Raw genomic sequence first — 17,114 nt, 5'->3', positions numbered from 1 at the left:
CCCGACCCGGTCTGTGACATTATCGCGTTGGAGACCATATCCGGGGCGAGGCATGAGCGCGGACCAGACACGGCGGGACCTGATATCGGCGGAACTGAAACGCGTTGACGGCGCCTCTCCGCAGGTGCGCCCGGTGCTCGACAAACACGCCAAGATGGTCTTGTCGCCGTTCCGGTTCCTGCGCGGTGCCGCGCAGATTTTCTATGCCGACCTGGCGTCCGGGGTCCTTTCTCTGCCAGAACCGCTGTTGAAGGCGCCGCTGACGCGGATCGTCGGCGATTGTCATCTCGCCAACTTCGGGTTCTTTTCCGAGCAAGGCAGTTATGGCGACACGGTGATCTGGGCACCCAACGATTACGACGATGCCGCCGAAGGTCCCGCGGGTTTCGACCTTGCCCGATTTTGCATCTCGCTGTTTCTTGCAGCCGACTATCTGGAAGGTCTTGTCGCCGGCCGTTACAGCAGCGAAGAGGGCTTCAGGACCAACACGCCGCCGGACGGCAAGGATGCTGCCAAGGCCGCCAGAAGCTTTCTCAAGGCCTACCGAAAGACCCTGGTGCGGATCGCCCGTGACCCGGAAGAACGCGACGGTGCGCTCAAGGGTTTTGACAAGGGCCATTTTCTGAAGAAACCGCTCGAGAAAGCCCGGGCACGCGCGCCGGGGGGGCGGAAATTCGAGAAAAAATCCTCGGTGGCCAAACTGACGGAACGCACCAGATCCGGGTTCCGCTTCGATCCGGCGGCGGACAAGCTCGATCCGGTCGACCTGGCGCTGGCAGACGAACTTGAAGACATCTTCCGTCCGCATCTGGATGACAGCATTCTGGATGTCGCCCGCCGTGTCGGCGCGGGCACCGGCTCGCTCGGTGTCGATCGCTTCTTTTTTCTCGTCGGTCCCGACGAGGCGCCGACGGCGGAAAGTTTCCGGGAAACCCACGTGGTGGAGGTCAAGCAGCAACGCCCCGCTGCCCTGACATACCATTTCCCGAAGCTGTCGCCGGTCAACCGGATGACCTCGGCCCACCTGACCGTAGATTGCCAGCGCCGCATGATGCGCCGGCCGGACCTGGTCCTGGACGAGGTCGCCTGGAAGGGCACGACCTGGCTGGTCCGTTCACGCCATCACACCTGGCTGACCATCGATCCGGAAGAGTTCCTTGAGGAGACGGACCCTGCAAGGGCGCTGAAGGATTATGCCAAGGCCTGCGGCACAGCGCTGGCGCGGACCCACGCCCGGGGTGATCGCCGCTCTGTCCGGTTCGAAAAGGTCATGGCGGCTGCCGTGGACAGGTGCGGCGCGGAGCTGGTTGCGTGTGCATCGGACTATGCCGGTCTCGTGCGGTCAGACCATGGTCTGTTGGTGGGGATGGTAACGAGGCCGGGTGAGACGCTGCACGCCTGAGGCGGGCTAGCCCGCGTTTCTGGCCGGTCCGGTGCTGTTACCGTACAGACCGGCGCGTACCCGGGAAACTATTGTCAGATTCGCCGATTAACTGCATTGCAACACTTGAGAACTAGGGTAAGCCCGTAAGTTGTATTGGGCGCGGGCCGCTGTCGAAATCTTCCTGATATTCTCAAGATGCAAACGGGATCTTCCAATGCCGGCACTGCAGACACGTTGGATCGACAACGTTCATCCTGTTGCCCGGAAGTCTTGAACGGGCCGGGATGAAGATGTCTGGAGATCCAGCCGATACGCTCATGCGCCGTGACGGCCCGAAGCCGGGGGCAACCCTTTTGAAACAGCATCACGCACTGGCAAGGCGCTTCTCGGGATTTGCGGTCATCTCCGGGATCGGCTGGTGTCTCGATTTCATGACCATGGCGACGCTGACCTATAGCGGCATTCCGGTTTTCTGGGCCAATTTCATCGGCGCCTTCTGTGGCGTGACCTTCGTGTTTTTCGTGGCCGGAAAACGCATTTTCCGCAAGGCGCACAACCGGTCCATGGCAACCCTGCTCCTGCTTTACTGGATCTGGCAGCTCGTGGCGGTGACCGCAGCATCCGCCCTGACCGCCGGTGTGAGCTGGCTGCTGATTGTCCTGCTGGAGCAGTCGGGCGGCACGCAGATCCTCATGGATGCCGGGGCCGATATCGTTACCCTGTGCGGTGTCACGGCGAAGATGCTCGTGACGCCGTTCACGCTGATCGCCAATTTCTTTTTCATGCGGTTTCTGCTTGAAACCCCAAAGTCGGAATGAGGAGCCTCATGGACGGCCGCGTTCTTGTGTTCATACCCGCCTATAATTGCGAGGCACAGATTTCCCGCGTGCTCAGGCAGCTGGAAACGGACGAGGTTCGAGCCGTGATCGACGGTGTTCTGTGCGTCGACAACCGGTCGACCGACGGCACCCGCGATGCGGCAAAGGCAGGTCTGAACCAGTTGGACTATGCCGAAACGGCGCTGCTGCACAATGACGACAATTACGGCCTCGGGGGCTCGCACAAGGTCGCCATCGATTTCGCGCGTGACAACGGTTACGACTATCTGGTGGTACTGCATGGCGACGACCAGGGGTCGATAACGGATCTTGTTCCGCATCTCCGGGAAGGGCGTCACAAGACCCTCGACTTTCTCATGGGCGCGCGTTTCATGTCCGGGTCGAGGCTCGAAGGCTATTCCCTGTTGCGGACAGCCGCCAACCATGTCTTCAACCTGATCTTTTCAGCGATCAGCGGCCAGCGTCTCCATGACCTGGGATCGGGCCTGAACCTGTTCCGGACAGCTGCCTTCGAGGATGGGTTTCATCTGAAATATGCCGACGATCTGACCTTCAACTACTACCTGATCCTGGGCATCGTTCGAAAACGCTTCCGGCTGGACTTCTTTCCGCTGACCTGGCGGGAGGACGATCAGGTCTCCAACGCCAAGCTGGGCCGCATGGGCTTCCAGTTGCTGCGCATCATCGGTTTTCGCCTGTTCCTGCCGGGGCAGTTCTTTGCCGCCGATCACCGGCGGACCCCGCGTCAAAGTTACCCTTCGACGCGGATTGCATGACATGCAGCAGTTCTTGTCCCCCCTCAAGGTCAGACAGGCCACAGCCGCCGCCGCGCTGGGACTGCATTACGCGGTTCTTTTCGTGCCGTTTGCTTTCGTGGTCTGGTGGCTGGCGTCGGGCGGCCTTGAGGAGCTTGCGGACAGGCCCTTGATCGCGCTGGCCCTGGCCGGCGTCGTTTATCTCGCGTCCCACTGTGTCAGGGCCGTGCGCCTGGCGGTGATGGCATCCCGACTGCTCGGTATTTCGGCCCGGTCAAGCGCGCTGCTGCACATGGTGACCGCTTCAAGCGCCATGATCATCCCGTTCAAGCTCGGCGAAGTGCTGCGTCTGCACCAGTTGTGGTATCTCGGCCGGAGCTTTGCCGGCGCCCTGATCATCATCCTCCTGGAACGGTTCTTTGACGGCCTGATGATCCTGATCCTCTTGGGCGTCGTCTATGCCTATCATGGCCCGCTCGGCCTGGGCCCGATGCTGTTGCTGGCCGTCACCAGCCTTGCCGTGCTGGCGGGCCTGGTCGTGTTCGTGCTGGGGCCGGGGATCCTCAGGGCCGTTCAGCAGTATGTGGTTTTGAACCATCGCAATCCGAAATCCCTGCGCCATCTCGGCCAGCTCGACGGCCTGCGCCAGGTCACCACGCGCGGCGCCGATCTGTTCCGCGCCCAGGGGGCCGTGCTGCTGGTCATGTCGCTGGTCATCTGGGGACTGGAAGCGCTCGCCGCGACCGTCCTTGCGTTCACCTATGCGGGGTTCACCGAAACGAGCGGGATCGTTGTTCTGGCGGAGCGTGTCTTCGAGGGACCGGTCGGTGCCCTTCAGGGGGCCGTCGGCGCCTGGAGCAGCCTGTGCCTGCTGTCCCTCGCTCTCGCCTGGCCGGTCGCCATGTGGATCTACCTGCCGCGCGTGAAGAACGAACCTCTTCGCGCCCAGAACAGGACAGGTGTCTTATGACAAAAACCCTTTCCGTTATCCTCGACGACCGCGATCCGCCCGCTGAAAGCGTCCGGGCGGCGCTGGGTGAAGTCAGGTTCTCGAACATCATGCGGCGGCGGCGGACGCTGGCAACGGAACTTGCCGAGATGTCGCGTGCCGCGGGTGCCGACGCCGTCGAGCACCTGACAACACCGGAAAGCGGCCTGGACCTTGCCGACCGGATCCGCGACCGCGGCGATGCCGCGATCTATCTGCGGCTGCCGCTCTGTCTGCCGCCGCTCGATCCGGAAGGATTTGCGGTTCTGGTGCGGAAGGCCGGCTTTGCGCTGAAGACGATGCTGGCCAGTCCGGTCATCGACGACGAGGCCGTCGCGGTGCTGTATCATGATGACGCGGCGTCCCTGTTATGCGCCGAAACGCCGGAAGCCCGCCGCCTGATCCTGCTGGCGCTGCGCGACCGGACCGAGATCATCACCGATCACGCCCGCTTCGTGGACATCCGCCATCCCCGCAACCTGATGCTGTTCCTGTCCGGGGCCACGGAACTGCGCCACTTCAATTCCGCGCATGCGGAGGGCAACGTCTTCCACAAGCAGTCGCGGGACGTCGGGAAGATGCGCGCCGAGCACGGTTTCTTCCATGCAGCGCCGGCGGAACTGCAGCGGTTCCTGCTGCCGACTTTCGGCTTCTGGGAGGACGGCAAGACGGCCGGCTACCAGATGGAACACCTGGCGGTGCCGGATGCAGCGCTGCAATGGGTGCACCACGCCTTCACGGAGAGCGATTTCAAGGTTCTGCTCGACCAGATTTTCAGTTACCTGAAGGCCCGGCCCGCGGGACCGGGAAACAGCACACGCGCCGAGGAACAGATTCTCGGAAAGCTTGAGGCGCGGGTAAAGGCATTCCTTGAAACGGATGTCGGCCGGCAGACGAACAGGATCCTCGAAGATGCCGGTCCGCGCGGCGGGCTTCCGGCGATGCTGGAGCAGGCGAAACCGCATGTCCGGCAGGCCGTTGCCAGTTCGGACCGGCTGGTGTTCTCCCATGGCGATCCGTGTTTTTCCAACATCCTGTTCGACAGACGGATCGGCATGATGCGGCTGGTCGATCCGCGCGGCGCCCTGGCCGCGGACGAGGCCATGATGCATCCGCTCTACGATGCCGCCAAGATCAGCCACTCCATTCTCGGCGGTTACGACTACGTCAACAACGGTCTGTTCCGTGTCTGCCTGGGCAGGGAGCTGAGCCTGGAACTGGACTGGACCATCGCGCCGCCCGCGGACTGGGCCGCGCGCCTCTTCCGTGACAGGCTGGAAGCGGCGGGCTACGAGATCGCGCATGTCCGCGCCGTCGAACTGTCCCTGTTCCTGTCGATGCTGCCACTGCATACCGACCATCCCGACAAGCTGGTCGGATTTGCCCTGATCGCGGCGGCGATCCTCGACGATCTCGAAAACGGACCAGGAAGGAAGCGTGCGGGATGAGCGGTGTGGTTGCGATTACGATGGCCGGTCTCGGCAGCCGGTTCGCCAAGGCCGGCTACGACAGGCCGAAATATGAAATCGAGGCTCTGGGCCGCCCGCTGTTCGACTGGTCGATGCTGTCCATGGAGGCGTATCGTCTTGCCGGATGGTCCTTCCGGTTCGCGGTGCGCAGCGGCCTGAACGCGCCCGGCTACCTGACGGCGCGCTGCAAGGCGCTCGGCATTCAGGTCGATGAAATCGTCGAACTCGAGGGCTTGACCGACGGGCAGGCGACGACGGCGCTGCAACTGATCGCTTCGGCCCGGGAAGACCTGCCGGTCGCGATCTTCAACATCGACACCTATGTCGCACCCGGGGCCATGCGCCCGCCCGATCCCGCTACCTGCGCCGGTCATGTGCCGTGTTTTCCCGGACCGGGCAACGGCTGGTCCTTTGCGCGCACGGATGCGGACGGCCGCGTCGTCGAACTGCGCGAAAAGGAACGGATATCGGATCACGCCACGGTCGGGCTCTACTGGTTCGACAGCGTCGCCCGATACCGGCAGGTTTATGAAACCTATTTCCGCAGCGCCGGAGAGGAGAAGGGCGAGCGCTACATCGCGCCCATGTACAACCAGATCATCGCGGACGGGGACCGGGTCAGTATCAGTCAGCTGGCCTTCGAGGATGTCGGCATGCTGGGCACGCCGGAACAACTGGACAGCTTTGTCGCGTCGCCGCCGCCTTCGGCCCTGGAGTGGATGCCGAAACCATGACGGTGCTGTCAACCTATGTCATGGCCGCGGCGCTCAGCCCGATACTCTTCGCCGCGCTCTTTCTGAAAACGCCGCTGTCCTCCAGGACCATTGGTGTCTTCAGCCTCCTCGCAGCCATCGCCCTGATTGTGCTGAGCGCTGTCTTGCCGCAGCTCATATTCGACCACGAGCGGTATCTCCATGACTTGTGGACCGCGTTCGAAACGGCGAACAAGGCGGCGTCGGGACTGGCTTCGAGCACCGACTATTTCAGTCCCATCGGCCCGGTCTATGACTGGATCTTCCGGATCGCGGTGGCGGTCAGGCCGCTGAGCGCAACGACGGTACCCCTTGCAAGTGCGATCTTCGCGCTTGCCGTACTCCTGCTGTCGGTGGCACTGCTCGGGCGGCAACTGAGTTTGGGCGCCCTCGGCCTGGTCGCACTGATCGCCGTTGCAACGATCGTTTCCCCGCGCGAGCCGGACATGATCTTCGCACAGACAACCATGAGCTGGCTTGCGCCCTACAATCGCTGGGCCGCGGGACTCGCAGCCGTCGTGACTGTCGCTCTCTGCTGTCCTCCCGGCCGCAGGGGGATGCCGGAAGCGGTGTTGCTGGGCGTCTGCATTGCTCTTGTCCTGCTGACCAAAGTGACGTTCGGAGCGGCACTGATAGGTTTGCTTGTCGCGGCCGTGGTGTTCCGGAACGTGTCCTGGAAACAGGCAGCCCTTGCGGGTGTGAGCACCGTTGCGGTTCTGGCCGCGGCGGAACTGGTGACCGGTCAGGTCAGCGCCAACCTGGCGGACATCGCCACGGTTGCGGGCTTTGCCGGCGAAGGCTGGCGCCTGATCAAGCTTCTCAGCCAGATGGGCGAGGCGGTGCTCTGGGCGGTCGGCGCCTCGGCGCTCTACCTGCTGCTGTGCGAGCAGCTGGGCTCCGGAAAACGGGTCACGCCAATTCTGCTGATGGCAACGGCCGCCGCGATGGCCTGCGTGATCCTGATGCAGAACCACTGGGTGTCCGAGAGCCCGGTCTATGCCATCCTGCCCGTCGCGGCGGCGGAATGGGCTGGACTGTTCCGGCGGCAGGACCTTTCGGACGGGGTGTCTGCCCGCTCGACCACGGTGAGCGGAAGGATCCTAGCCGGCCTGGCCGTGCTGCTGGCGTTGATCTATCCCGCGAGGGACGGTGGTACGCTGATCGCGCAGGTCGCGCGTGGTCTGCAATATCCGGCAAATGCCGACCTAGCCGACACGGGGCAGGCCGGATTCCAAGTGTATCCCAGGTGGTTTTCCGAACCGGACAGCAAGGTGGTCGTCGATTACAACCGCATGCTGGACGGCCTGGACCTGTTGCGCCGCGAGGGTGCAGGCCAACCGGAGGCCGGGCCGGTGCTGGCCCTGAACTTCGCAAATCCGTTTCCGGCGCTGTTGAAAAGGCCGTCGCCGGCACAGGCCCCGATCTGGTTCCAGAAGGGCCGGATCTTCTCCGAAGACGTGCACCAGCCGGCGGAGGTCCTGTTTTCCGACGCCGATTACGTGATGCGCGCGCACGGCGATCCGGCAGGCGAGGATCTCTGGGACATCTACGGTCCCTATGTGAGCGAGACCTATTCGAAGCTTGCGGAAACCCCCTACTGGACCCTTTACCGCAAAACGCCCTGACGGACGCCAGGATCAGCTCTTGGGGGCCTAGGGTACGGATCCATAAAATTGTGCATTCAGGCGCCTGTCGGGCGCAGAAAAGCAAGGAAAAGCCTGCAGAACCATGCCGGTGCATGGTGCAAAGGTTTTGACGTGGCTGTTCTAAGCCCGATTGGCGTCCTTCGGATCACTCGGGGAAGAACCGCCTCCTACGTTGAGAAAGCTTGGAAACCAGCCAGGTTTCCTTCACTTTCCCGCCTTGGATACGGTCCTTCCCCGAGCGACCTGAACGGACAACTTTATGGGTCCGTACCCTGGGCCAGCAACGCGTCGATTTCCGGCTTGGACATGCGAACAAACTCGTCGGGCCGGATCGCGCGATCATCGACATAGAACCCTTCGTGGCCGCACCAGGGTTTGCCGACGAAGATCTCGTCATAGGGAATGTCGTGCTTCTGTAGCCATTCGATGATGATCGGCACCGTGTGAGCGGTTATCTTGCCGACGTTGTTTTCATGAGTGCGCATGTTGCGCGCCGTCTGGATGATGATCTCGAATCCTTGCGCTTTGTACTCCCTGAGCTTTTCGACCAGCGGCCAGTTCGGGCTCACGTTCCGGTAATCGGACGTGTCTGCAAGGGTCAGCGTTCCGTCCAAATCGATAACAAGGCGTTTTATCGGCTCAACTCCCCGGTCGCCCGGACACTGCGGAGGCAGGCCGGAAAAGATCTCTGAGACAGAAGCCAATAGCCAAAAATTCTCAAGGTTGCGTAAAGCCGGGGATCATCTCGACGGAGTCCGGGGACAGTCTCCGTCCCAAGGAAGTCGACGACGGAGATGGCGGTTTCCGTCAACCAGATCCGGTTCCGGGAAACGAATGCCAAGGAGATGGGGTCCATGTCCGCGGCGCTCGCGGCGGCCGATTCCGCCGGAGCCAAATAGAGCCGTCAGAGCGAAGTCGCCTGTGTTCGAAAACGGCCCCGGGACGTCAGAGAAACAGGTTCAGCAGAAACTCGATGGCGTGCGGCAACAGCGAATAGAGCGTATAGATCAGCGATCCCCAGAGCACGGTGATCAGCAACAGGTTGTTGAATGTGATCACCGGGCGGCGCGCCCGTTCGCTTTTGAGCCGGTCCGGGCTGCGGCGTTCGCGTCCGAACAGGACCACCAGAAAATATCCGAACAGGCTGAGCCGGATGTCCGCCGCATGCCGTTGGTTTCCGCGCCGCCTGATGGCGTCCAGGATGGCATCCTTCTGGTGCGTGTTGAGGTCCGTGACGACCGACGGGTCGACATCGTTCCAGAATGCCACGGTCTCGTCTGTTTCAGCCTGTTTCAGCATGCGTGTCTCCTTGAGCCAGGTTGGGAGGGCGCACTATTTTGTTGCGCTGAGGACCGGTGCGGTCCTGTCCACGTTGATTTGCATTGTCGAGATGTCTGCAAAAGGCAGAATGATCTCGAAGGGAATTCCGACGGAAATCCGGATGTGTTCTATGCCGGACACCGTGACCGGCGTGGCCGTGACCGTGAGCGTTGCCGCATCGACATCCGTCAGGTAGCCGCGCATGGCCGTTGTGATCTGGTCCGGCGTCGTGCTCGCGTCGAGGTTCATCAGCCGGACGGCGCGTCCGAGGGCGTTATGTACCTCGTTCCAGGTCCGAAGGGCCTGCCCGATTTCGACGATTCCGAGAACGATCATGATGAAGACGGGGAAGACCAGCGCCAGCTCCACGGCCGATGCGCCTGCTTCGTCCCGGACCAGGCCGGGCTTCCTTCTGACGCGTCGTGCCAGCCTACCGGATTTGAACATGTGTCTGCGATTCCAGATTGAAGGGAGGCAACAGGAAGCCCGTGTGCTGCTTGATGGCGCTGATGTTCAAGAACACCGAGGGCGGCACATTTGCCGAGCACCAGTTGGAGCAATCCACCTGCGTGCTGCCGCAACTGCATGTCTTTTCAACCGAGATGGTCACGTTCTCGGGTTCGCTCGCCGATGCCAGGACGACGTTGGAGATCTCGGAAGTCTCGTTGATATTTGCCATGACGGCCTGAGCACCGACCCGGGTGCTGTGGTCGAGGTTGAGCCGTTCCTTCACGGCGACACCGACATCCAGCATCAGCAGCAATCCGAGGATCAGGAAGGGAGAAATCAGGGTCATCTCCACGGCGGCCACGCCGTGTTGATCCGTGTTCAGGCGTATGAGGCAATTTCGGCCGAAGCGGATCATGGCACGCACCCTATTCAACGAGCTGCACCAGCTGTGAGTTGAGAATGTCGTTGAAGCCGAGGTCAGTGCAGTCGCTGCCGATCCCGGCCTCCCCCGTGATCTCCACGGTGTTGGCGACGATCTGGGTGCAGCCGCCCCCAACGGAACTGGTGCCCGCAAATTCGACATGTCCGGACGCCGCATAGATGGCGCCGTTCAGCGACGACGTGGAAGAGCCGTTGAAAATATGCGTCGCGTTGGGGTCGCTCCGGTCGACAAAGATCAGGATGCCCTGGTAGTCGCCGGATGTCGGGGCGCTCAGGGTCACGTCCGCAGTCCCGGCAATGCTGATGGTTGCCCCGTCCGTCAGATAGAACGTCACGCCCGCACCGTCGACGATGCTGGTTGAACTCAGTTCGAGCGTGCCGCCGTCAATGACGTAGACCCCCGGGTTCATTATGACCGTCCGCTTGATGGAAAGTCCTCCGCAATACCGGCCTTCTGAGATCGTGTAGGTCGTGGACGGCGGGCCGTCGAAGACGTTCTGGGGTTCACAAGGGGCACTTGTGGAGGGCTCGGGAACGTTCGCAAAGGGGTCTCCGATCGCTTCGGCATATTCGATCGGCGAGGCGCATTCGCTCATGTCCAGTCCGCTCGTGGCATCCACTTCGCCGACGGAGGAGACGCAGGGTGTGGACACCTTTCCACTGCCGGTGACCACAACGGCGTCATCGGCTGCGGAGTTTGCATGAACGTTGCAGCCCTCCAGCGTCGCGTCGGAGGAGCCGGTGAAGGTGACCGCACCCGGACTGCTCTGGTCAAGCGCAAGGATGCAGGTGGGGAAACCCTGCCGGAGCTGGGCCACGGCCCGTCCGGCAAGCGCCACGTCGCCGGACGAGAATATGGCCGTGAACAGTCTTGGGTGGTCTTCCCTCAGGGCGATTTCCACCGCGTTGGTGTCACCGGCAAAGCTGCCGGCCGAAGGGGGCCAGCTGACCGTCAGCGTGCCGAGTGACGTGCTGTATCCGGTCTTCACCGCTGCCGCCGTGGCGGCGTCCGTTACGCTGGTTTCGTCCCGGTTGGTTCTCAGCTGGGCCGCGGCGGCATAGGCGGCGACATCGGCCGCATTCTGCAGCTTGCGTTGCTCGAAATACCAGTAGGAGGCCTCCGCTCCCAGCCCGAACCCGCCGATGGCGATCGGCATGAGCAGCGCGGTGAACACAGCAATGGTTCCATTCCGGCAATTGGCAAACGCCTGGAAAAGCGTCTTTTTCATTTTGATTGCGCCTCAAGGTGACTGAAGTCTTGCCGAGGCTACCGGGAATATGTTTCAGAGAAAAAAAGAGAATATTTAGAGTTTTGACTTAAATTTAGAATTATCAATTCTTGTATTGATCTTACATTTTTCCACCTTGAATTGCAAGACATATGTCAAATCTGACGATATTCGCCGGTTTTCATCACCGCGGGGAGATCTTCCGAAGGCCGGGTTGAGAGGCCGCCTGACATCGCGGCCGGCTGAGCCGCGTTTCAGGCCGAACAGGTTGCTTGTGCGCCCCACTTCAGCGTCACGGCCAGGCTGGCGAGAATGATCAGGACGAGCCCTGCTACCTGGCCCGGTCCGATCAGGTGACCATAGGCGAGGGCATCGACGACGACGGCGCTGGCAGGGTAGAGAAACAGCAGCACGGCGATCACCGGTGTGGTCAGTTTTGGCAGGGCCTTGTAGAGGACAACGTAAACGCCTGCGGTATGGACAAGCCCGATGATGCCCAGCCAGCCCCATTGCGCTCCGGTAACGGCGAGGGGACTGATCGGCGAGAACGCGGCCAGCAGCAGCGAACCGGTCAGGAACTGGATCGTTGCCAGTTGCGGTGCCGTGAGTCCGGTCAGGCCCTTGGCGATCACGGTCACGCCTGCATAGAGAAACGCGGCCGCGAGCGTCGCGCCGAGCCCGAGCAGATAGGACCGGTCGGCGGACAGCTGCGCGCCTGTCAGCCCGGTCGACAGGGCTAGGCCGATCAGCGCCAGCGCGATCCACATCAGCGTGACGCCATGGAGGCGCTCGCGGAAAACGACAGCGCCCAGCAGCACCACGAGGAAAGGCTGGATATGAAAGGTGATCGTGGCAACGGCGATCCCCGTCTGCCGGATGCCCTCGAAGAAAAGCACCCAGTTGCCAGCCATCAGAACGCCGCTGCTCGCGGCAAGCAGAAACACCCTGCCCGGCAATCTGAAAATGCCGGTGAGGTCCCGGCGCCAGAGACAGTAGAGCCCCAGCGCGATGCCGCCGATCAGACAGCGGTAGAAGGCGACGCTGACCGGATCCGCCCCGCTTTCCAGGGCGCAGAGCCCGATTGTGCCGAGCAGGGTCTGCGCGGCGATCACGCCGATCATGCCTTCCATCTGTCTGGTCATCTTACGTCCTCGAAGGGGTGCCGTGCACGGGCTGGTGCGGGGACAGGATGAGGCGGGTTTCTTTGTTCGGTCAAACGATATAGTTTGAAGAAACTGTTCAGGAAAATTGAAGAATAATGCAGCTCGACCATACGCTCCTTCGAACATTCCTCGCCTGCGTCGATGCAATGAGTTTCAGCCGCGCGGCGACGCGCGTGCACAAGTCTCCGGCGACGGTGTCGATGCAGATCCAGCGCCTGGAAGAGCGTATCGGCAAGCCCCTGTTCCTGCGCGACACGCGCAATCTGGCCCTCACGAATGCGGGCGAGGAGTTGGAGGGCTATGCCCGGCGGATCCTGCGGCTGCATGACGAGGCGGTTGCGGCGTTCCGCCGGCCGGAGATGGAAGGAACCGTCACGATCGGCGCGCCGGACGACTACATTGCCGCCATGCTGCCCGACGTGCTCCGGCGCTTCGGCGACCTGTTTCCCAGGGTGGAACTCAACGTGGTCTGTGCCCAGACAACGGTGCTTCTGCCGCAGGTCGGGGCGGGCGATATCGATCTGGCCATCGTCACCCGCACCGGCGGAACGGAGGGACGGCTGATCCGGCGCGAGCCGATGGTCTGGATCCGTTCGAAGGACGGCAGGGCCCTGGAGCGCAATCCGCTGCCGGTCGCGCTTTACGAGCCCGGCAGCCAGGCACGCACCGTGGCGCTGGCCGCGCTTCATCGCAGCGGTCTTGCCTATCGCTCGGCCTATTCCAGCTTCAGCCACTCCGCCCTGGTTACACTGGTCGAGGCGGGCCTTGCGGTCGCCGCGGTCGCCCGGATGGCTGTGCCGCCGAGCGTTGACCGTGTCGGCAGCGATCAGGGCCTGCCGCAGGTCGAGCCCCTGGACATCATCCTGGTGCGCAGCAAGGCTGCGACAAGCACGCCGTGCGAGGCGTTGGCAGAGGCGCTGCTGGAGGATGCGGGGGGATCGTAGGCAGTTCGTTTTCCGCGCGGACGCTCCGGGAACGGGTTTTTTGTGGCGGTCCGCGTCCTTATCTACGAAGGAAGGGTTCTTCGGGAGGACGACATGCCGGATCAGCAAAGCAAATTTGAGCACCTGCGCGCGCTTCACCAGCGTGACCGGGCCTTTGTCATCGCCAATCCCTGGGACGCGGGCTCGGCGCGGCTGCTGGCCAATCTCGGTTTCGAGGCGCTTGCCACCACGAGCGCCGGGTATGCCTTTTCCAAGGGCAAGCGGGATTCCTTCGCCGGGCTTTCGCGGCAGGAAATCCTGGAGAATGCCGCCGAGATCGTCGCGGCAACGGAACTTCCGGTGATTGCGGATCTGGAGGATGGTTTCGGCACGGCACCTGAGGTCTGCGCCGACACCATTCGTCTGGCATCTGAGACCGGTCTGGTCGGCGGATCCATCGAGGATGCCACCGGCGATCCGCAAGCGCCGATCCATGACTTCGACCTGGCCGTGGAACGTGTCCAGGCGGCGGCCGAAGCCGCGCGTGGTCTGCCGTTTCTGTTGACGGCAAGAGCTGAAAACTTCCTCTGGCAGCGTCCCGATCTCGAGGACACGATCCGGCGGCTGCAGGCTTTCTCTGAAGCCGGCGCGGACGTGCTTTACGCGCCGGGCCTGCCGGATCTGGACGCCGTCCGGACCGTGTGCGCTTCGGTCGACAAGCCCGTGAATGTGGTCATGGGCCTGACGGGCCTGCAGGTCTCGGTGGAGGCGTTGTCCAAGGCCGGTGTGCGCCGCATCAGCGTCGGCGGTTCTTTCGCCCGCGCTGCGCTTGGCGGCCTGCTGCGCGCGGCCCGGGAAGTCCGGGCGACGGGAACGTTCAGCTATGCCACCGACGCGGTTCCCGATGCGGAGATCAGTCGGCTCATGTCCCAGGAGAAATCCGGACGCCGCGCATAGCGGTACCGTGTTTCAGTCCTCGCCGCCAAGACCGTCATAGGCTGCCAGGGCCTCGGCGCCGTAGATCATCGACGGGCCGCCGCCCATATAGACCGAGACACCGATCACCTCGAGGATCTCGTCCCGGCTGGCACCGAGTTTTGCCGCGGCGCGGGCGTGATAGGCAAGGCAACCGTCGCAGCGCGCGGTGATGCCGATGGCGAGCGCAATCAGTTCCTTGGTCTTGGCGTCGAGTGCCCCGGGGGCGGTTGCCGCCTTGGCCAGGGCACCAAAGCCCTTGGCGACATCCGGAATGCCCTTGCGGACCGCGGCCATGCGCTGGTCGGTCTGCGCCACGAAATCTTCCCAGTCGGATACGGCCATGCTCACGGCTCCTTGCAATTGAGGCAATGATCGCAGGAGCGTAATCCGCCGCGCGGGGGGCGGCGTTGACGTGGCTCAAAACGGGCGGTTCAGCTTCCGGGCAGGCCGTCCAGAATCTGCTCGATTGCCCCGGTGACCTTTTTCGAGGTCGGCGACGTCGAGGTTGCGAACCAGGCTTCGATCCGCCCGTCCGGACCGATCAGGTACTTGTGAAAGTTCCAGTAGGGGCGGGCCGCGGTTCCGAGCGTGTCGGCGGCCCATCGGTAGAACGGGTGCGCGGCCTTGCCGCGAACGGAGGTCTTGGCGACAAGGGGAAAGGTCGCGCCGTATTTGGCTTCGCAGAATTTGGCGATGTCACCGTCCTGCCGCGGTTCCTGGCCACCGAAATCGTTCGACGGCACACCGAGCACGACAAGGCCCCGGCCGGCATAGGTCTCGTGCAGTTGCTGCAGTCCGGCAAGCTGGCCGCTGAAGCCGCATTCCGTCGCGGTGTTGACGATCAGCACGGCCTTGCCGCTGAAATCCTTCAGCGCCAGCGGATCGCCATACGGCATGTCGAAGGTGAAGTCATGGGCCGACGTTGTGGCGGCATCATCCGCCACCGCCTGTTCCGCGCCAAACGCGCCTGCCAGCAAGAGAAGGACGGCTGCAATCCGGATCATGACAACGGCTCCATGTTTTCACCGATATACGCGCGATAATGTGCTTCCGGTTCACCAGACGCAAATGCGGACGCAACAGCGGAGGGCCTTATGCAATCACCAGCTCAAACTCCGAAAATCCGAAATCCTTCCCGTTGATCCTGAGGCTGACTGCCTGCGTGCCGCCATAGTAGACCCGGGTCGTGATCGGCCGTATGGCGTGGTCTCGGGTGAGCGACACCGTTTCCCCCGGCTCTACTGTCAGCTTGGTCCATTTGAACACTTTCGGCGCTAGCGACCCGTTGGCCTTCCTGAAATGCACCAGATAGTCGAGCACCAGCTCCTGGGGGGCCTTGCCGGTGGAGGTCAGGTCGATCCGGAAGCCGAGTGCCGAGCCATACTCGACCCTTTCGGTCGTGACGACGGGCCCCTCGACATTGATCTCCGGCGGGTTCAGCCCGAAGGCGGCAAGCGTTGCCGGATGACCCTGCTTGATCAGCGAGCGGCAGGCATGGCGGACGAGCTTCTCCCGGTTCCTGTCCGCATCTTTCAGCCAGCGCGCGGCGATCTCCGCGACGAGGTTCGGATGGTCCTTGGCAATGTCATTCAGGTGATTGGCGACCGAGCGGCGGACATAGTCTGACCTGTCGTCCTTCAGCGCTTCCAGAAGCGGCAGGGTCGGCGAGGGGTCGGCCACCAGCTTTTTCAGCCGCAGTCCCCAGGGCAGGCGCGGCCGCGTGCCTTCCGAGACCAGCCGGCGCACATGGACGCTGTCGTCCTTCACCCAGGGCGCCATGATGGCAAGGGCCTTGTCCTGGTCGGTGTCCAGAAACGGCCGCACGTCGAACTCGGCGGTGGCCCGTCTGGTCATCTCCTTCAACAGTGCGAAGGACGCCTCGAAATCCTCAAGACCGCTTCTGGAAACCACCATGCCGAGCGCCATCATGCCCCAGCCGCGGATGCCGTCCGCATCGCTGCCCCGGTCGAAGGCCACTTCCGTCACCGGGTGCAGCATCTTTTCAAGAATGGCGAAGCGGTGAGGCAGTTCCTGCGGCAGGTGCCGGTCCAGACCATCGGCAATCAGCGTCGCCCGTTGTTTCAGCTCCAGGGCGTCCAGCCCGGCCAGGATCTCCGCCTCGAACGCGGTGCGGTCGAACCCGTCCAGGTGCCTGTCGACATGGAAGCCGATGCAACGCACGAGGTCGGGCGAAATGTTGTTCTTGAACGGCTCCACGCGGTGCTCCTGTTTCGGCTTTCAAAGCGGTGTGCCAGAGGCGGGAGCGCTTATCCAGAGCCCTGCTGACAGGTTCCTGACAAGCACCGTCAGGAGAGGCTGCCTTATACCAACCGCAATTAATAGGAACCCATCTGACCGCGTTTGGAGGCTGTTCGGCAAGGAGCAGATTGCAGGGCGATACGGGGTATCGTCCAAAATCTGCGACGCGGCAGAACAGCCTCCAAACGCGGCCTTCGGTGGCCTGTTCCGGCCCGCCGGACGGCGTTGCGCCGCTTGAACGGCCAACCAGGCCGTCCTGCGCAACGCGCCTTGCCGGCAAACCGGAACAACGACATCAGATCAGTTCCTATTAAGTGCGGTTGGTATTAGTAACCTGCCAATTCCAGAGCGTCATCCTGAGGAGCCGCGACAGCGGCGTCTCGAAGGATCAGCCACTTGTTCGAGGAATTTGCAGCCGGTCCTTCGAGACGGGCCTTCCGGCCCTCCTCAGGATGACGCTGTGGTTGTGGTTAGGAAGGTGTGTTTCCCCCAAACAAAAAGGCCACCCCGGTTGCCCG

The 17,114-nt window shown here is 62.7% G+C and carries 18 protein-coding genes; 9 read left to right on the top strand and 9 right to left on the bottom strand.

Going from position 1 to position 17,114, the window contains the following annotated elements:
- Nucleotides 1-52: 52 nt before the first annotated feature.
- The 7 genes from O6760_RS04155 to O6760_RS04125 all read left to right on the top strand — a co-directional run bounded on the left by O6760_RS04155 (nt 53) and on the right by O6760_RS04125 (nt 7,812).
- Nucleotides 53-1,402: a DUF2252 family protein gene (locus O6760_RS04155; RefSeq protein WP_269584225.1), complete on the top strand. Its 1,350-nt coding sequence runs from the start codon at nt 53-55 to the stop codon at nt 1,400-1,402.
- A gap of 272 nt (nt 1,403-1,674) precedes the next feature.
- Complete coding sequence (locus O6760_RS04150) at nt 1,675-2,202, top strand: GtrA family protein (RefSeq protein ID WP_269584224.1); 528 nt, start codon at nt 1,675-1,677, stop codon at nt 2,200-2,202.
- An 8-nt stretch (nt 2,203-2,210) separates the two neighbouring features.
- Complete coding sequence (locus O6760_RS04145; protein ID WP_269584223.1) at nt 2,211-2,999, top strand: glycosyltransferase family 2 protein; 789 nt, start codon at nt 2,211-2,213, stop codon at nt 2,997-2,999.
- 1 nt (nt 3,000) lies between these two features.
- Nucleotides 3,001-3,948 (top strand): lysylphosphatidylglycerol synthase domain-containing protein, encoded by a 948-nt coding sequence (locus O6760_RS04140; protein ID WP_269584222.1) that lies wholly within the window; start codon nt 3,001-3,003, stop codon nt 3,946-3,948.
- Nucleotides 3,945-5,414, top strand: a complete 1,470-nt coding sequence (locus O6760_RS04135; protein WP_269584221.1) for a hypothetical protein — start codon at nt 3,945-3,947, stop codon at nt 5,412-5,414. The genes O6760_RS04140 and O6760_RS04135 overlap by 4 nt, the downstream gene beginning before the upstream one ends.
- A complete protein-coding gene (locus tag O6760_RS04130; protein WP_269584220.1) occupies nt 5,411-6,169 on the top strand; it encodes a glycosyltransferase family 2 protein in 759 nt (252 codons plus the stop codon). The genes O6760_RS04135 and O6760_RS04130 overlap by 4 nt, the downstream gene beginning before the upstream one ends.
- Nucleotides 6,166-7,812: a hypothetical protein gene (locus tag O6760_RS04125; protein WP_269584219.1), complete on the top strand. Its 1,647-nt coding sequence runs from the start codon at nt 6,166-6,168 to the stop codon at nt 7,810-7,812. The genes O6760_RS04130 and O6760_RS04125 overlap by 4 nt, the downstream gene beginning before the upstream one ends.
- 278 nt (nt 7,813-8,090) lie before the next feature.
- On the opposite strand, the gene O6760_RS04120 is transcribed toward O6760_RS04125, so the two are convergent.
- The 6 genes from O6760_RS04120 to O6760_RS04095 all read right to left on the bottom strand — a co-directional run bounded on the left by O6760_RS04120 (nt 8,091) and on the right by O6760_RS04095 (nt 12,415).
- Nucleotides 8,091-8,537 carry a hypothetical protein gene (locus tag O6760_RS04120; RefSeq protein WP_269584218.1) on the bottom strand — a complete coding sequence of 149 codons (447 nt, stop codon included), beginning with the start codon at nt 8,535-8,537 and terminating at the stop codon, nt 8,091-8,093.
- A gap of 241 nt (nt 8,538-8,778) precedes the next feature.
- Complete coding sequence (locus O6760_RS04115; protein ID WP_269584217.1) at nt 8,779-9,132, bottom strand: hypothetical protein; 354 nt, start codon at nt 9,130-9,132, stop codon at nt 8,779-8,781.
- 33 nt (nt 9,133-9,165) lie between these two features.
- The gene (locus O6760_RS04110; protein WP_269584216.1) at nt 9,166-9,600 is read right to left on the bottom strand and encodes a TadE/TadG family type IV pilus assembly protein; all 435 of its coding nucleotides are present in this window, start codon (nt 9,598-9,600) and stop codon (nt 9,166-9,168) included.
- Nucleotides 9,584-10,018 (bottom strand): TadE/TadG family type IV pilus assembly protein, encoded by a 435-nt coding sequence (locus O6760_RS04105; protein ID WP_269584215.1) that lies wholly within the window; start codon nt 10,016-10,018, stop codon nt 9,584-9,586. Before O6760_RS04105 ends, O6760_RS04110 begins: the two co-directional genes overlap by 17 nt.
- 10 nt (nt 10,019-10,028) lie before the next feature.
- Entirely contained in the window at nt 10,029-11,273 is a 1,245-nt protein-coding gene (locus O6760_RS04100) for a pilus assembly protein TadG-related protein (RefSeq protein ID WP_269584214.1), read from the bottom strand.
- 254 nt (nt 11,274-11,527) lie between these two features.
- Nucleotides 11,528-12,415, bottom strand: coding sequence for a DMT family transporter (locus tag O6760_RS04095; protein ID WP_269584213.1), 888 nt, complete (start codon nt 12,413-12,415; stop codon nt 11,528-11,530).
- 116 nt (nt 12,416-12,531) lie between these two features.
- On the opposite strand from O6760_RS04095, the gene O6760_RS04090 reads away from it, so the two are divergent.
- Together O6760_RS04090 and O6760_RS04085 are read left to right on the top strand one after the other, a co-directional pair.
- Entirely contained in the window at nt 12,532-13,380 is an 849-nt protein-coding gene (locus tag O6760_RS04090) for a LysR substrate-binding domain-containing protein (protein ID WP_269584212.1), read from the top strand.
- Between the two features lie 93 nt (nt 13,381-13,473).
- Entirely contained in the window at nt 13,474-14,316 is an 843-nt protein-coding gene (locus O6760_RS04085; RefSeq protein ID WP_269584211.1) for an isocitrate lyase/PEP mutase family protein, read from the top strand.
- A 12-nt stretch (nt 14,317-14,328) separates the two neighbouring features.
- Here the strand turns inward: O6760_RS04085 and O6760_RS04080 are convergent, their stop codons facing one another.
- The 3 genes from O6760_RS04080 to O6760_RS04070 all read right to left on the bottom strand — a co-directional run bounded on the left by O6760_RS04080 (nt 14,329) and on the right by O6760_RS04070 (nt 16,554).
- Entirely contained in the window at nt 14,329-14,679 is a 351-nt protein-coding gene (locus O6760_RS04080) for a carboxymuconolactone decarboxylase family protein (protein WP_269584210.1), read from the bottom strand.
- A gap of 89 nt (nt 14,680-14,768) precedes the next feature.
- Nucleotides 14,769-15,341: a glutathione peroxidase gene (locus O6760_RS04075; protein WP_269584209.1), complete on the bottom strand. Its 573-nt coding sequence runs from the start codon at nt 15,339-15,341 to the stop codon at nt 14,769-14,771.
- An 88-nt stretch (nt 15,342-15,429) separates the two neighbouring features.
- Complete coding sequence (locus O6760_RS04070) at nt 15,430-16,554, bottom strand: DNA alkylation repair protein (protein ID WP_269584208.1); 1,125 nt, start codon at nt 16,552-16,554, stop codon at nt 15,430-15,432.
- Between the last annotated feature and the right edge of the window lie 560 nt (nt 16,555-17,114).

It is taken from the genome of Roseibium sp. Sym1 (genome assembly GCF_027359675.1).
Taxonomy (GTDB): Bacteria; Pseudomonadota; Alphaproteobacteria; order Rhizobiales; family Stappiaceae; genus Roseibium.
This window is presented reverse-complemented; position numbering and strand designations above follow the sequence as displayed.

Bases quoted from the DNA above. Each gene is read 5' to 3' on its own strand.
- O6760_RS04155 (WP_269584225.1), top strand. From the start codon at position 53: ATGAGCGCGGACCAGACACGGCGGGACCTGATATCGGCGGAACTGAAA.
- O6760_RS04150 (WP_269584224.1), top strand. From the start codon at position 1,675: ATGTCTGGAGATCCAGCCGATACGCTCATGCGCCGTGACGGCCCGAAG.
- O6760_RS04145 (WP_269584223.1), top strand. From the start codon at position 2,211: ATGGACGGCCGCGTTCTTGTGTTCATACCCGCCTATAATTGCGAGGCA.
- O6760_RS04140 (WP_269584222.1), top strand. From the start codon at position 3,001: ATGCAGCAGTTCTTGTCCCCCCTCAAGGTCAGACAGGCCACAGCCGCC.
- O6760_RS04135 (WP_269584221.1), top strand. From the start codon at position 3,945: ATGACAAAAACCCTTTCCGTTATCCTCGACGACCGCGATCCGCCCGCT.
- O6760_RS04130 (WP_269584220.1), top strand. From the start codon at position 5,411: ATGAGCGGTGTGGTTGCGATTACGATGGCCGGTCTCGGCAGCCGGTTC.
- O6760_RS04125 (WP_269584219.1), top strand. From the start codon at position 6,166: ATGACGGTGCTGTCAACCTATGTCATGGCCGCGGCGCTCAGCCCGATA.
- O6760_RS04115 (WP_269584217.1), bottom strand. From the start codon at position 9,132: ATGCTGAAACAGGCTGAAACAGACGAGACCGTGGCATTCTGGAACGAT.
- O6760_RS04110 (WP_269584216.1), bottom strand. From the start codon at position 9,600: ATGTTCAAATCCGGTAGGCTGGCACGACGCGTCAGAAGGAAGCCCGGC.
- O6760_RS04105 (WP_269584215.1), bottom strand. From the start codon at position 10,018: ATGATCCGCTTCGGCCGAAATTGCCTCATACGCCTGAACACGGATCAA.
- O6760_RS04100 (WP_269584214.1), bottom strand. From the start codon at position 11,273: ATGAAAAAGACGCTTTTCCAGGCGTTTGCCAATTGCCGGAATGGAACC.
- O6760_RS04095 (WP_269584213.1), bottom strand. From the start codon at position 12,415: ATGACCAGACAGATGGAAGGCATGATCGGCGTGATCGCCGCGCAGACC.
- O6760_RS04090 (WP_269584212.1), top strand. From the start codon at position 12,532: ATGCAGCTCGACCATACGCTCCTTCGAACATTCCTCGCCTGCGTCGAT.
- O6760_RS04085 (WP_269584211.1), top strand. From the start codon at position 13,474: ATGCCGGATCAGCAAAGCAAATTTGAGCACCTGCGCGCGCTTCACCAG.
- O6760_RS04080 (WP_269584210.1), bottom strand. From the start codon at position 14,679: ATGGCCGTATCCGACTGGGAAGATTTCGTGGCGCAGACCGACCAGCGC.
- O6760_RS04075 (WP_269584209.1), bottom strand. From the start codon at position 15,341: ATGATCCGGATTGCAGCCGTCCTTCTCTTGCTGGCAGGCGCGTTTGGC.